At 55.6% G+C, this 12783-nt stretch carries 14 protein-coding genes; 8 read left to right on the forward strand and 6 right to left on the reverse strand.

All coding sequences use genetic code 11. The features are described 5' to 3' along the window. Positions 1-7: 7 nt before the first annotated feature. Positions 8-1471 (reverse strand): beta-barrel assembly-enhancing protease, encoded by a 1464-nt coding sequence (gene bepA, locus ACOTZB_RS12120; RefSeq protein ID WP_023308761.1) that lies wholly within the window; start codon positions 1469-1471, stop codon positions 8-10. A gap of 221 nt (positions 1472-1692) precedes the next feature. Between bepA and ACOTZB_RS12125 the strand changes: the two genes are divergently transcribed. Beyond that, positions 1693-2757 (forward strand): AI-2E family transporter, encoded by a 1065-nt coding sequence (locus ACOTZB_RS12125; RefSeq protein WP_047652648.1) that lies wholly within the window; start codon positions 1693-1695, stop codon positions 2755-2757. Positions 2758-2840: 83 nt separating this feature from the next. Here ACOTZB_RS12125 and bcp read toward each other — a convergent pair whose 3' ends face one another. Together bcp and ACOTZB_RS12135 are read right to left on the reverse strand one after the other, a co-directional pair. Next, complete coding sequence (bcp, locus tag ACOTZB_RS12130; protein ID WP_032659360.1) at positions 2841-3311, reverse strand: thioredoxin-dependent thiol peroxidase; 471 nt, start codon at positions 3309-3311, stop codon at positions 2841-2843. Further along, positions 3311-3880 carry a glycine cleavage system transcriptional repressor gene (locus ACOTZB_RS12135; RefSeq protein WP_033146171.1) on the reverse strand — a complete coding sequence of 190 codons (570 nt, stop codon included), beginning with the start codon at positions 3878-3880 and terminating at the stop codon, positions 3311-3313. Before ACOTZB_RS12135 ends, bcp begins: the two co-directional genes overlap by 1 nt. A gap of 145 nt (positions 3881-4025) precedes the next feature. Between ACOTZB_RS12135 and dapA the strand changes: the two genes are divergently transcribed. The 6 genes from dapA to ypfH all read left to right on the forward strand — a co-directional run bounded on the left by dapA (position 4026) and on the right by ypfH (position 10483). Continuing rightward, on the forward strand, positions 4026-4904 hold the full coding sequence (dapA, locus tag ACOTZB_RS12140) for a 4-hydroxy-tetrahydrodipicolinate synthase (protein WP_033146170.1): 879 nt from the start codon (positions 4026-4028) through the stop codon (positions 4902-4904). A 16-nt stretch (positions 4905-4920) separates the two neighbouring features. After that, positions 4921-5955, forward strand: coding sequence for an outer membrane protein assembly factor BamC (gene bamC, locus ACOTZB_RS12145; protein ID WP_126329938.1), 1035 nt, complete (start codon positions 4921-4923; stop codon positions 5953-5955). A gap of 109 nt (positions 5956-6064) precedes the next feature. Continuing rightward, entirely contained in the window at positions 6065-6778 is a 714-nt protein-coding gene (purC, locus tag ACOTZB_RS12150) for a phosphoribosylaminoimidazolesuccinocarboxamide synthase (RefSeq protein ID WP_032659350.1), read from the forward strand. Between the two features lie 120 nt (positions 6779-6898). Then, a complete protein-coding gene (locus ACOTZB_RS12155) occupies positions 6899-7768 on the forward strand; it encodes a neutral zinc metallopeptidase (RefSeq protein ID WP_337280908.1) in 870 nt (289 codons plus the stop codon). Then, positions 7768-9714 (forward strand): tRNA(Met) cytidine acetyltransferase TmcA, encoded by a 1947-nt coding sequence (locus ACOTZB_RS12160; protein WP_421627239.1) that lies wholly within the window; start codon positions 7768-7770, stop codon positions 9712-9714. Before ACOTZB_RS12155 ends, ACOTZB_RS12160 begins: the two co-directional genes overlap by 1 nt. A gap of 73 nt (positions 9715-9787) precedes the next feature. Beyond that, positions 9788-10483 carry an esterase gene (gene ypfH, locus ACOTZB_RS12165; protein ID WP_193805927.1) on the forward strand — a complete coding sequence of 232 codons (696 nt, stop codon included), beginning with the start codon at positions 9788-9790 and terminating at the stop codon, positions 10481-10483. Positions 10484-10521: 38 nt separating this feature from the next. On the opposite strand, the gene ACOTZB_RS12170 is transcribed toward ypfH, so the two are convergent. The 3 genes from ACOTZB_RS12170 to ACOTZB_RS12180 are packed head-to-tail and all read right to left on the reverse strand — an operon-like array spanning position 10522 to position 12232. Continuing rightward, complete coding sequence (locus ACOTZB_RS12170; protein ID WP_023308751.1) at positions 10522-10719, reverse strand: hypothetical protein; 198 nt, start codon at positions 10717-10719, stop codon at positions 10522-10524. A gap of 24 nt (positions 10720-10743) precedes the next feature. Then, a complete protein-coding gene (dapE, locus tag ACOTZB_RS12175) occupies positions 10744-11871 on the reverse strand; it encodes a succinyl-diaminopimelate desuccinylase (protein ID WP_047060712.1) in 1128 nt (375 codons plus the stop codon). Between the two features lie 10 nt (positions 11872-11881). Beyond that, a complete protein-coding gene (locus ACOTZB_RS12180) occupies positions 11882-12232 on the reverse strand; it encodes an ArsC family reductase (RefSeq protein WP_193805931.1) in 351 nt (116 codons plus the stop codon). 387 nt (positions 12233-12619) lie between these two features. Here ACOTZB_RS12180 and ypfM point away from each other — a divergent pair, with 387 nt between their 5' ends. Continuing rightward, on the forward strand, positions 12620-12679 hold the full coding sequence (ypfM, locus tag ACOTZB_RS12185; protein ID WP_015572204.1) for a protein YpfM: 60 nt from the start codon (positions 12620-12622) through the stop codon (positions 12677-12679). The last annotated feature ends 104 nt before the right edge of the window (positions 12680-12783 follow it).

Consider the following 12783-nt stretch of genomic DNA (forward strand, 5'->3'; position numbering starts at 1 on the left):
TCCTTTATTACATCTTCTCGTACGGCTTAAAGCGCTGCTGCAGGCCGCGCAGCTGATCGATACGCGCGTCGTAACGGGCCTGCTGTAGGCTGCCGAGCTTGACCTGCGAGCTGGCGCTGCTGAGCGCGGAAATCGCCTGATCGAGGCGGCCCACCAGGGCAAAACCTTCGGCACGCGCCGCCAGCTCCTGATCGCGATTGCCAAGCTGCGCTTGCGCCTGAGCGAGCAGATCCCAGCCGTTTTGATCGTCTTTATTATTAAAGGTGTAGCGGTTCAGAATGGTCGCCGCTTCGCCAGGCTGGCCGCCCTGTAAGTAAGCGTTCGCCAGGTTAAGCTGCAGCACCGGGTTGGTACGGACGTCTTTCGCCCCTTTCAGACGGTTAATCGCATCGGCCGTTTTCTTCTGGCCCAGATCGATATCCGTCGAGAGATCGAGATACCACGGGTTGTTCGGGTCGGCGGCCAGGAGCGGTTGCAGCGCTTTACGCGCCTCGTCGTATTTGCTGGCTTCCATCGCCTGGAGCGCCTGACCATACTGCGCGGCGTTTTTCTCACGCACGTTGCCTTTCGCCAGGGTATCCAGCAGGTCGCTGGTGAGCTGGTTACGCCCGGAATTGTACATTCCAAGCGTTCTCACTTTCGCCATGTAGAAATCCTGCGAAGACTGGACCACCACCGGACGCATCTGGTTTGCACGGTTACGCGCGTCCGACAGGCGGCTTTCCGGCAGCGGGTGCGTCAGCAGAATTTCCGGCGGACGGGAAGAGTAACGCGCCTGATCGAGCAGTTTTTCCAGGAAACTCGGCATGGCCTGCGGGTCAAAGCCCGAACGCTGCAGCACCTGAATCCCGATGCGGTCCGCTTCCTGTTCGTTTTGCTGGGTAAAGCTGATCATCCCCTGGCGCGTTCCCGCCAGCGTACCGGTCAGAGCCGCCATCCCGGCCTGCGGGCTGGCCATCGCCAGCAGAATAGAGCCCAGCGCGCCCACCCAGGTGAGGGGAGCGTTACGTTTCTGGTCTTCCATCGCACGCGCCAGGTGACGCTGTGTGACGTGCGAAATTTCGTGCGCCATTACCGAGGCCAGCTGGCTTTCATTGTCGGAATAACGGAATAACGCCGAATGCAGCACCACGTTACCGCCAAAGAAGGCGAAGGCGTTGATTTCGTCATTATTGATTAAATAGAAGTGGAAGGGGGTTTTTACCGAGTCAGCGTGCGAAACCAGGCGCATCCCCAGCCCGTTAATGTACTGTACCAGCAAAGGGTCGTTAATCAGCGGGGCGCTGCCGCGCAGCTGGCGAACATAGTAATCCCCCATTTGCATCTCTTGCCCAATAGAGAGCGTGCTTCCTGCTGTGGTGCCCATGTCCGGCAATGAATCGGACGAGTCAGCAAAAGCGGGCAACACCTGACCGACCGTCACCGCGGCAATCAGTGTTGCAACCAGTGTTTTTCTCAACTGCCTGAACATAACCACTGTCCTGTATGTTGGATGTGCTAATTTGACCGATGAACCGGCATAACGTTCCTCTCTGCTGCTCTGCGAGTGTAGCCGTGTTACAGCATGAAGAAAATCCCATTCATCAGGCTTTTGCGGATTACGATCGGGATACAAAAAGCGAAAGTCTTTTTTGTGACAGTTAGATACAATTCATCGTCTCACTCCCGCCATTCGATTCAGGGAAGGGTTGTATGCTCGAAATGTTAATGCAGTGGTACCGGCGTCGGTTCAGCGACCCGGAAGCCATTGCTTTGTTGGTTATTCTGGTTGCCGGGTTCGGTATTCTGTTCTTCTTCAGCGGTCTTCTCGCTCCCCTGCTGGTGGCGATCGTGCTGGCGTACCTGCTGGAGTGGCCGACGGCGCGCCTGGAACATATCGGCTGTTCCCGCCGCTGGGCGACAAGCATCGTGCTGGTGCTGTTTGTCGGCATCCTGCTGTTGATGGCCTTTGTGGTGATGCCGGTCGCCTGGCAGCAGGGAATTAACCTGATCCGCGATATGCCCGGCATGTTGAATAAACTCTCTGATTTTGCCGCCACGCTGCCGCGCCGTTACCCGGCCCTGATGGATGCCGGGATTATCGACGCGATGGCCGAAAATATGCGCGCCCGCATCATGACGATGGGCGATTCGGTGGTGAAGTACTCTCTGGCCTCGCTGGTCGGGCTGCTCACGCTGGCGGTTTACCTTGTGCTCGTGCCGCTGATGGTCTTCTTCCTGGTGAAAGATAAAGATCAGATGCTCAACGCCGTGCGCCGTATTCTGCCGCGCAACCGCGGGCTGGCAGGGCAGGTCTGGGAAGAGATGAACCAGCAGATCACCAACTACATTCGCGGCAAGGTGCTGGAGATGATTGTCGTGGGGGTAGCTACCTGGATTGGCTTCCTGATTTTCGGCCTGAACTACTCGCTGCTGCTGGCGGTGCTGGTCGGATTTTCGGTTTTGATCCCCTACATTGGCGCGTTTGTGGTGACCATTCCTGTTGTTGGCGTCGCGCTGTTCCAGTTTGGGCTGGGGACAGAGTTCTGGAGCTGCTTTGCGGTGTACCTGATTATTCAGGGCCTGGACGGTAACCTGCTGGTACCGGTGCTGTTCTCTGAAGCGGTGAACCTGCATCCGCTGGTGATTATCTTATCGGTGGTGATTTTCGGCGGGCTGTGGGGATTCTGGGGCGTGTTCTTTGCGATTCCGCTGGCGACGCTGATTAAGGCCGTGGTCCACGCATGGCCGGATGTGCCGGCGGTGGAAGAGAAGTAGGTTTTATGAGGCCTGATGCCCTCACTCCGACCCTCTGGGGAAAACACGAAAAACGGCAACCTGGGTTGCCGTTTTGCTGTTTATCAGGCGCTTGCTTTCAGCCAGTTCAACACCACGTCGTGGTGGTTGCTGGTTTTGAAGTCGTCAAACACATGTTCAACTTTACCGTCAGCGTCAATCAGGAAGCTGATGCGGTGAATACCGTCGTAGGTTTTACCCATAAACGTCTTTTCGCCCCAGACGCCGAACTGCTCGCACACCTGATGATCTTCATCGGAAAGCAGCGTGAAGTTCAGCAACTCTTTTTCAGCAAATCGTGACAGCTTTTCTGGTTTATCCGTGCTGATACCCAGCACTTCCACGCCGACTTTTTTCAACTCGTCCATGTTGTCGCGTAAGCCGCAGGCCTGTACGGTGCAGCCGGGGGTCATGGCTTTCGGGTAGAAATAGACCAGAACACGCTGTCCCTGGAAGTCGGTCAAATTTACTTGCTCGCCGTCTTGATCCGGTAAGCTAAATTTCGGTGCGATGTCACCGGCTTTCAGTGGGTTCATTACTCAACTCCATCCTGTTCGTGCTGCGAATAATTGACGACGCTTATACTGCCCTGCGCGTTTAATTCTGTACAGAGGGCTTTGAACGCTTGCTCGATATTTGACGCATCCTGTGAGGCAGGGCTGTGCGCGGTAATTTGAATAAACAGCACCGGAAGACCATGGTCATCGCTTGTCTGCGTACGGGAAACCAGTTCGGCAATATTCATCTGATGATTGTCAAAAAGCGCGGTGAAACGCTCAATCAGATGCGGTGAATCAGGCACTTCAACCTGCACCCAGACGGTAGAAGGCAGTGCCGGACGCGGACGCGCAGTGGTGCGCTTCATGACAATCAGCAAATCCAGTTCGGCCCCCTTCAGCGGCAGGGTCGATTCAATCAACGTAATGGCGTTCCATGTCCCGGAAAGCAACATAATAAATGTGAACTCTTCGCCAAGCATCGCCAGACGGCTGTCTTCGATATTACAGCCGCAGCTGCTTACGTGGCGGGTGATGGTGTTCACGATACCCGGCCTGTCGGCACCCAGCGCAGTGATAACCAGGTAATGTTGTGATGAGGTTGTCAAACCTGTTCTTCCTTTGCATGGTTAAGTCTTCCTAAGGAAAGCATAAAAAAAACATGCATACAACCGCCTGAGAGCCTCAGGTCGCTTGCTTTTATTACAGTTCCAAACGTAACATTGAGGCTCTTGTTCGCACAGAGGATGGCTCATGTTCACGGGAAGTATTGTCGCGCTTGTAACACCGATGGATGAAAAAGGTAACGTCTGCCGGTCAAGCATGAAGAAGCTCATTGATTACCATGTCGCCAACGGAACCTCGGCGATCGTTTCGGTAGGGACTACCGGTGAATCCGCAACGCTGAGCCACGACGAGCACGGCGATGTGGTTATGCTGACCCTGGAACTGGCTGACGGACGTATTCCGGTTATCGCGGGCACAGGCGCGAATGCAACCGCAGAAGCGATCAGCCTGACCAAACGTTTTAACGACAGCGGCATTGTTGGCTGTCTGACGGTGACCCCTTATTACAACCGTCCTACTCAGGAAGGTTTGTTCCAGCACTTCAAAGCCATCGCTGAACATACTGACTTGCCACAAATTCTGTATAATGTGCCGTCCCGTACCGGTTGCGATATGCTGCCGGAAACCGTTGGTCGTCTCTCGGAAGTAAAAAATATTATCGGTATTAAAGAGGCGACAGGGAACTTAAGCCGCGTTCATCAGATCAAAGAGCTGGTTTCAGACGACTTTATCCTGTTGAGTGGTGATGATGCGACCGCGCTGGACTTTATGCAGCTCGGTGGCCATGGCGTGATCTCCGTAACGTCAAACGTTGCGGCGCGCGATATGGCTGAAATGTGCAAACTGGCCGCAGCCGGTCACTTTGATGAAGCGCGCGTCATTAATCAGCGTCTGATGCCGCTGCACAATAAATTATTTGTCGAACCCAATCCGATCCCAGTGAAATGGGCATGTAAGGAGTTGGGACTTGTAGCAACCGATACGCTGCGTCTGCCAATGACACCGATTACCGACCACGGTCGTGACATCGTCAGGGCGGCGCTGAAGCATGCCGGTTTGCTGTAGAGTTTAGGGAGATTTGATGGCTTATTCAGTACAGAAGTCGCGCCTGGCGAAGGTTGCGAGTGTTTCGCTTGTTATGCTGCTCGCTGCCTGTAGTTCAGACTCGCGCTACAAGCGCCAGGTGAGCGGTGATGAATCCTATCTGGATGCGACCCCGCTTGCTGAACTTCACGCACCGGCTGGTATGATCCTGCCGATTCAGAACGGCGATTATAATATTCCCGTGACCAACGGCAGCGGCCCGGTCGGTAAAGCGCTTGATATTCGTCCGCCAGCACAGCCTCTGGCGCTGGTCAGCGGGGCGCGTACCCAGTTCACCGGTGATACGGCGTCTCTGATGGTTGAGAGCGCGCGCGGTAGCACGCTGTGGCCGCAGGTTGTCAGCGTCATTCAGTCGAAGAACTACACCATCGATAAACGCGATGACGCCAGCCAGACGTTAACCACCGACTGGATCGAATGGAACCGTCTGGATGAAGACCAGCAGTACCGCGGTCGTTATCAAGTCTCCGTTAAACCACAGGGTTACCAGCAGGCGGTTAACGTTAAGCTGTTGAACCTGGAGCAGGCGGGTAAACCGGTTGCGGATGCCGCGTCCCTGCAGCGTTACAGCACCGAAATGCTGAACGTCATTGCCGCAGGTCTGGATAAGACCGCTACCGATGCCGCCAACGCAGCGCAGAGCCGCAACGGCGCGACCTTCGATGTACAAAGCGGTGCGGATGATACCGGCCTGCCAATGCTGGTGGTGCGTGCACCGTTTAACCAGACCTGGCAGCGTCTGCCAGCGACGCTGGAAAAAGTGGGCATGAAAGTGACCGACAGCACGCGTTCAACCGGCAGCATGACGGCAACGTATAAGCCGCTCTCCGACAGCGCATGGCAGGAACTGGGCGCGAAAGATCCTCAGCTTGCCTCCGGTGACTACAAGATTCAGGTAGGCGACCTTGATAACCGCAGCAGTCTGCAGTTTATCGATCCTAAAGGTCACACGCTGACCCAGTCGCAGAACGATGCGCTGGTCGCTGTCTTCCAGGCAGCATTCAGCAAATAAATACGAGGGCTGGTGAATCCAGCCCTTTTTATTTTAGTGCCACGCAAACGTGTGCGTGGCATAATATCCCCAGTTTTGAACACAAATCATCACACCAGGAGTAATGAAGATGCAGAAGCAAGCTGAGTTGTATCGTGGCAAAGCGAAGACCGTATACAGCACGGAAAACCCGGATCTGTTGGTGCTCGAGTTCCGCAATGATACGTCAGCAGGGGATGGTGCACGCATTGAGCAGTTCGATCGTAAAGGCATGGTGAACAACAAGTTCAACCACTTCATTATGACCAAACTGGCCGAAGCGGGCATACCGACCCAGATGGAAGCGTTGCTGTCCGATACGGAATGTCTGGTGAAAAAACTGGATATGGTTCCGGTTGAGTGCGTTATTCGTAACCGTGCGGCGGGCTCCCTGGTGAAGCGTCTGGGCATTGAAGAAGGTATCGAACTGAACCCACCGCTGTTCGACCTGTTCCTGAAAAACGATGCGATGCACGACCCGATGGTCAACGAATCCTACTGCGAAACCTTCGGCTGGGTGAACCAGGAGAACCTGGCGCGCATGAAAGAGCTGACCTACAAAGCCAACGACGTGCTGAAAAAACTGTTTGATGACGCGGGCCTGATCCTCGTCGACTTCAAGCTGGAGTTTGGTCTGTTCAAAGGCGAAGTGGTGCTGGGCGATGAGTTCTCACCGGACGGTAGCCGCCTGTGGGACAAAGAAACCCTGGATAAAATGGACAAAGACCGTTTCCGTCAGAGCCTGGGTGGCCTGATTGAAGCGTACGAAGCGGTTGCTCACCGTTTAGGCGTTAAGCTCGACTAACTCCCTCACTTGCCAAAGGATGTTCCCATCCTTTGGCGTCTTACCCTTGTTTCCTATGGTAATCTTGCCGTTAACCGCCTACGATCATAGCTATTATAAATGGAATAGTTCGAGGTGGTTATGCGCTGGCAAGGGCGTCGTGAAAGTGACAATGTAGAAGACAGACGCGGTGATGGCGGCGGCGGTCCTTCAATGGGAGGACCCGGCTTCCGGTTACCCAGCGGCAAGGGCGGGATAATCCTGCTGATTGTCGTGCTGGTTGCGGGGTATTACGGCGTCGATCTCACTGGTTTAATGACCGGTCAGCCGCTGCAACAGCAGCAGCATTCTCAGCGCTCCATCAGCCCGAATGAAGATGAAGCGGCCAAATTTACCTCCGTTATTCTCGCCACAACAGAAGACACCTGGAGTCAGCTGTTCGAAAAGATGGGGCGTACCTACCAGCAGCCGAAGCTGGTGATGTACCGGGGGGCAACCCGCACCGGATGCGGTACCGGGCAATCTGTGATGGGGCCGTTCTACTGCCCGGCAGACGGCACCGTCTATATCGATCTCTCTTTTTACGATGACATGAAACGCAAGCTTGGCGCTGACGGTGATTTCGCCCAGGGCTACGTGATCGCGCATGAAGTCGGCCATCACGTGCAAAAGCTGCTGGGGATTGAGCCCAAAGTGCGCCAGCTTCAGCAAAATGCGTCTCAGGCTGACGTGAACCGCCTTTCCGTTAAAATGGAGCTGCAGGCGGACTGCTTCGCGGGCGTCTGGGGCCACAGCATGCAGCAGCAGGGCGTGCTTGAATCCGGCGATCTTGAGGAGGCGTTAAATGCCGCTCAGGCTATCGGTGACGACCGTCTTCAGCAGCAAAGCCAGGGGCGCGTCGTGCCGGACAGCTTCACTCACGGTACTTCACAGCAGCGCTATAGCTGGTTCAAACGCGGCTTCGACAGCGGCGATCCGGCGCAGTGTAATACCTTCGGCAAAGCGATGTAATGCTGGCGTTTGAACAGCTGATAAGCGAGCTTGAGCGCACCGGCCATCGTCGGTTGGTGGTGCTCAGCGGTGAGGCGCAGTGGACGTTAACCCAGGCGCTTGCCCTGCGTGACGCCTTGCCCGGAGACTGGGTTTGGTTTGACGAACATCCTTCAAAAGCCATCAGCGGCCTGCTGGGACGCGAGTTCCGGCATGCCGTTTTTGACGCCAGCGCCGGGTTTGATGTCGCCGCATTTGCCGCCCTGAGCGGAACGCTCAACGCCGGAAGCCTTCTTGTGCTGCGGGTTCCGCCGCTCGACACGTGGGCTGAGTTGCCAGACAGCGATTCACTGCGCTGGAGCGACAGCGCCGAAGCGATAGCCACGCCGCATTTTGTCCACCATTTCTGCCGGACGATTGCCGCCGATCCCGACGCGATTGTCTGGCTTCAGGGCTGCGCGTTATCCCTTCCGCCTTTACCCGACGCGCCAGACTGGCAGCCTGCCAGCGGCGCTCCGCAGCGCGAGCAGGCTGAGATCCTGGATGTGCTGCAGGGGATGGCGGAGGGCATCGTGGCCGTCACCGCCGCGCGCGGGCGCGGAAAATCAGCCCTGGCGGGCATGCTGCTGAACCGCATTGCGGGCAGCGCCGTGGTTACCGCGCCGTCGAAGGGGGCGACGGATATCATCGCCCGCTTTGCCGGAGATCGTTTTCATTTTATGGCCCCGGACGCGCTGCTTGCCTCTTCACGCCAGGCCGACTGGCTGATTGTCGATGAAGCTGCTGCTATCCCTGGACCTCTGCTGGAAAAGCTGGTTGCCCGTTTCCCTCGCGTGTTGTTGACCACCACGGTGCAGGGCTATGAAGGGACGGGCCGGGGGTTCCTGCTTAAATTCTGCGGTCGGTTTACCGGGCTGCAGCGCTACAGCTTATCTACACCGGTACGCTGGGCGGCGGGCTGCCCGCTTGAGCGGGTCGTCGCCAGCGCGCTGCTGTTTGACGATACGCTGATCGACCGACGTCCGGAAGGGGAGGTGCGTTTAACGTCTTTGACGCCGACGGCATGGGAAAGCCGCCCGGCGCTTGCAGCGAGCGTATACGAGCTCCTCTGCGCGGCGCATTATCGCACCTCGCCGCTGGATTTACGCCGCATGATGGACGCGCCCGGGCAGCAGTTTTCCGTTGCCGAGACGAATCCCGTTATCGCCGGGGCGCTCTGGCTGGTGGAGGAGGGCGGGCTCTCACCTGAGCTTAGCCGCGCCGTTTGGGCAGGGTACCGGCGTCCGCGCGGTAACCTGGTGGCGCAGTCTCTGGCGGCGCACGGCGGCTCTCCGCTGGCGGCGACGCTCAGAGGACGACGGGTGACCCGCATTGCCGTCCATCCTCACCGTCAGCGGGAAGGGATTGGCCAGGCGCTTGTTCGCGGCGCCAGCGGTGAAGATTATCTGTCGGTGAGCTTTGGTTATACCGATGAGCTGTGGCGTTTCTGGCAGCAATGTGGGTTTGTGCTGGTGCGGATGGGCAGCCATCGTGAAGCCAGCAGCGGCTGCTACACGGCGATGGCGCTGCTGCCTCTGAGCGAGGCAGGGCGTCGGCTGTGCGCTCAGGAACATCAGCGCTTGTGCCGGGATATGCGCGTCCTGTCTGCCTGGAACGGTGAAAAGATCCCCGTGGAAGACGGCTGGGAAGCTACCCTTAATAATGACGACTGGCTGGAGCTGGCGGGGTTTGCGTTTGCGCATCGGGCGTTTTCAACCTCGGTTGCCGCGCTGACGCGGCTGTTGCTCACCGTTGATATACCGCTCCCGGCCCTGCGGGGGAAAATGGACGGAAAAACGGAAGACGTCGGGCGAAAAGCGTTGCTGGCAACGTTGCGAAATGAAACCGCGCAAGCGATTGAAAGTCTTGATTATCTTCGTAGTCAGCAGTTGAAAGAAGACATTTTGCAATGGCAATTTTTTCAATGACTTCTTCAGTAAAGTGGCATGGTCATTCACGTCGGGAGGCGTAGAATCCAGGTCATCTATTAAGGAGACCACCATGAAACACGACCATTTTGTTGTTCAAAGCCCTGACAAACCGGCTAAACAGTTACTGCTTCTGTTTCATGGCGTTGGCGATAATGCCGTCAATATGGGTCAGATTGGCAGCTGGTTTGCGCCCGTTTTTCCGGAGGCATTGATTGTCAGCATCGGTGGCGTAGAGCCATGCGGTCCAAACGGACGCCAGTGGTTCTCTGTGCAGGGCGTGACGGAAGAGAACCGTCAGGCTCGCATTGACGCCATCATGCCTACCTTTATCGATATCGTCCGCTACTGGCAGCAGCAGAGCGGCGTGGGTGCCGACGCGACCGCGCTGATTGGCTTCTCGCAGGGGTCAATCATGTCGCTGGAAAGCGTAAAAGCGCAGCCGGGTTTGGCTTCACGGGTGATAGCGTTTAACGGCCGTTTTGCGACGTTACCGACAAGCGCAACCACGCAGACAACGATCCACCTGATCCACGGTGGCGAAGACCGGGTGATTGAGCTCTCGCATGCGGTTGCCGCTCAGGAAGCGCTGATTCGTGAAGGTGGGGACGTGACGCTGGATATTGTTGATGATCTGGGGCACGCGATTGACGACCGTAGCATGCAGTTCGCGCTCGATCGTTTGCGCTATACCGTACCGAAGCACTACTTTGATGAAGCGCTCAGCGGAGGCAAGCCGGACGATGATGATATTGTAGAGTTTATGTGAGGTTTCCCCCTCTCCCGGGGAGAGGGGAAACTTAACGATTACTTCTTCTGGTCCTTGTTCGGCCAGTCGTCGTCATCGTCCCACTTGTCGTTAAAATCACGGTGCGGGGGAAGATCCGGTTTGTTGGCGAGAAATTTTTTATGGTCAACGCGCTTAAGATCTTTAATCACGTTCAGCAGTACGCCGACCAGAAAAACCAACACCAGAATCCACCAGTACTTTGAAAGCCAATCCATTCGCTATTCCTCTCAGAGCGTTCGTCAGGCGACGAGTTGCTCCATAATACGTTGATACATACGGGCCAGCAGTTGCAAATCTGCCGCATTGACACACTCATTGATTTTATGAATGGTTGCGTTCACTGGACCCAGTTCGACAACCTGGGCGCCCATACGGGCAATAAAGCGTCCGTCTGAGGTGCCACCCGTTGTCAGCAGCTGTGGCTTAATTTCATTATAGTGCTCGATGGCGTTCACCACCGCATCCACCAGTTTGCCACGCTGCGTCAGGAACGGCTGGCCTGAAAGCCACCACTCCACGGTGTAGCGCAGGTGATATTTTTCCAGCAGGGCAACGACGCGCGCCTTGATCATCTCATCGGTCAGTTCGGTGCTGAAGCGGAAGTTAAACTGGACGAAGTAATCACCCGGGATCACGTTATTGCTGCCGGTCCCGGCCTTGACGTTCGCAATTTGCATGCTGGTCGGCGGGAAGAATTCGTTGCCTTTGTCCCACTCGATGCCCACCAGCTCGCTCAACATCGGCGCAGCGCGATGGACCGGGTTATCGGCCAGGTGCGGATAAGCCACATGCCCCTGAACGCCGTGAATGGTCAGGTTACAGGTCAGCGAGCCGCGACGTCCGTTTTTGACGACGTCACCCACCACTTCGGTACTGGACGGCTCACCGACCAGGCAGTAGTCGAGACGCTCGTTGCGGGCCATCAGCGCCTCAACGACCTTCACGGTGCCGTTATGGGCGCTGGCTTCTTCGTCGGAGGTGATTAAAAACGCGAGACGGTTTTTGTGGTTTGGATGCTGAGCCACAAAGCGCTCTGCCGCCACGACCATCGCCGCCAGAGAGCCTTTCATGTCTGCCGCGCCGCGACCAAACAGCATGCCGTCGCGAATGGTCGGTTCAAACGGCGGGTTAATCCAGCGATCCGCGTCACCGGCGGGAACGACGTCAGTATGCCCGGCAAAGGCCAGCGTTTCGCCCTGGCCGCGCCACGCCCAGAAGTTCTGGGTATCGCCAAAATCCATGCGTTCAACGGTAAAACCGATGGCACGCAGGCGTTCAATCATAAGAGCCTGACAACCTGCGTCGTCCGGGCTAAGGGAAGGACGGCGAATAAGCTGCTGAGTCAGCTCAATGACCGGGCATGACATAAACTACACCTCAACGAAAAAAGTCGGAATAAAGGGTTTCACTGAAACCCAGCAGCATAGGCTGCCCTGGCGCGCAGAGCAATGGGCGTTTGATAATTGCCGGCATCTCGAGCATCAGTTTTGCCGCGCTGTCAGCGTCGTTGATGCTGGCGCGCAGAGATTCGTCCAGTTTACGCCAGGTGGTACCGCGGGTGTTCAGCATTGCTTCCCACCCCAGTTCGCCGATCGCGCTATGCAGAAATTCTGCATCAAGCCCGTCGGCTCGGTAATCGTGGAAGCGGTACTCTACGTTGTTTTCTTCCAGCCAGCGGCGGGCTTTTTTGATGGTGTCGCAATTTTTAATGCCGTACATCACAACCATGGTGAATCCTTTTGACCTAATGATGATTAAATGTTCAGTAAATTCGAAGATATATCCTTAAGTAGAATATAACACATTGAGGAATCGTCTGGATTTACGCTTCATCTTAATTCAACTCACATCTGTACGCTGAATATTCTTTCACCCTTTAAGCATAGATGTCCATAAACTTTAAATTTCGAATAAACTCAGCGGGTAAAATAAAACTCACCCGTCCGTGGGGTTATTTCAAAATATTGCTAGCCGTCACAAAAAATTGAGGCCTCTCCGTTCATATTTATCATAAATCCCCGCAGGACGTGGGGTACAATCACAGCAATTGGTTAAATAGTCTTCACAATGATGGTCCGTTTTTGTAGAATGCGCATAATAATAAGAGAGGTTGTTATGATTGAACGTGAACTGGGGAACTGGAAAGATTTTATCGAAGGCATGCTTCGTAAATGACATTCAGTAAGAATTGCAAGAGCACTAAAATAAGTAAAATAACCATAGTGTGAATTAATCACGCAATAAAAAGGCGGCCGATAAAGCCGCCTTTTTTTATTTCA

The sequence above is a fragment of the Enterobacter cloacae complex sp. SHL020 genome, from assembly GCF_049236945.1.
GTDB classification, from domain to species: Bacteria; Pseudomonadota; Gammaproteobacteria; order Enterobacterales; family Enterobacteriaceae; genus Enterobacter; species Enterobacter dykesii.